This window comes from Alcanivorax sp. HI0044 (assembly GCF_001634945.1).
This window is the reverse complement of the sequence record NZ_LWEZ01001153.1, coordinates 1-582: the sequence shown is the minus strand read 5'-3', so window position 1 is coordinate 582 and position 582 is coordinate 1. Positions and strand designations below refer to the sequence as shown.

Annotated in this window: 1 protein-coding gene; it reads left to right on the top strand. The window is 59.3% G+C overall.

The window, feature by feature from the left end; genetic code table 11:
* Window positions 1–269: 269 nt before the first annotated feature.
* Window positions 270–582 (top strand): ferrochelatase (locus tag A3730_RS14840; RefSeq protein WP_197477488.1); only part of this gene is annotated, 313 nt, incomplete at its 3' end.

The window sequence follows — 582 nt, the reverse complement described above, 5'->3', positions numbered from 1 at the left end:
CCTGGCAGAACGGTGCCCTGGTGGCTCGCGGGCGGGCGGTTCAGGTGTATTTTGATCATGAAAAGCAGGCGTCGGCACCGGTTCCGGATGCGTTTCGTGAGGAACTGGCGCGCCATGAAGGCGTGCTCCCGGAGTAATGCTTTCCTGTGGTGCTGATAGCCTGGCGGCCATGGCGTCTTGACGTGATGCCGCTACACTAACGGGCATAGTAGCCTGGGGGCGAGTCGAGCTCCCCCTCTATCAGAATGGCAACCGAGTGAGATCACTTCATGGCCTATCAGGGACAAGAAAACTTTGACCATCAGCAACCCGATAAAATCGGTGTGCTGATCACCAATCTGGGCACCCCGGATGCGCCAGAAGCCGGCGCTCTGCGTCGTTACCTGCGCGAGTTCTTGTCCGATACCCGGGTGGTGGAAATTCCCCGGGTTATCTGGTTCTTCATTCTTAACATGGTGATCCTGGTGATTCGCCCGCGTCGCTCCGCCCANGCGTATAAAGGTGTATGGACGGNAAGGGNCTCGCCGCTNCTGGTGCACNGCCTTTACCAGGCGGATGGCATCCGGGCGCGTCTGCAGCAGA